At 70.3% G+C, this 404-nt stretch carries 1 protein-coding gene; it reads left to right on the forward strand.

What is annotated here, in order from left to right; translation table 11 throughout:
• On the forward strand, positions 1-404 hold a 404-nt coding region (locus MWC30_RS22055; RefSeq protein ID WP_368860932.1), incomplete at both ends, for a riboflavin synthase.

The raw sequence follows: 404 nt of genomic DNA on the forward strand, positions 1-404 counted from the left end.
TCTGTGTCAGCGCCGTGGAACTGGACCACAACCTCGAGGAGATCTCGGTGGAGCTCATCCCGGAGACGCTGCGGCGGACCTCATTGGGCGCGCTGGACATCGGCCATGCGGTGAACCTGGAGCGCTGCCTGCCCTCCGGCGCGCGGCTGGACGGCCATGTGGTCCAGGGCCATGTGGACGGTCTGGGCCGTCTCATCGAGCGGGACCCGGCCGACGGCCGCCACCGCTTCAGCCTCAGCTCGGAGCTCGCACCCTATCTCGCGGAGAAGGGCTCCATCGCCGTGGACGGCGTCTCGCTGACCGTCACCGCGGTGAGCGGGCCTGAGGCCGCTGAGCCGTGGTTCGAAGTGGGCCTGATCCCCACCACGCTGGCCGAGACCACGCTGGGCCGTCTGGAGCTCGGC

Source organism: Desulforhabdus sp. TSK (assembly GCF_022836495.1).
In the GTDB taxonomy this organism is placed as follows: domain Bacteria; phylum Desulfobacterota; class Syntrophobacteria; order Syntrophobacterales; family Syntrophobacteraceae; genus Desulforhabdus.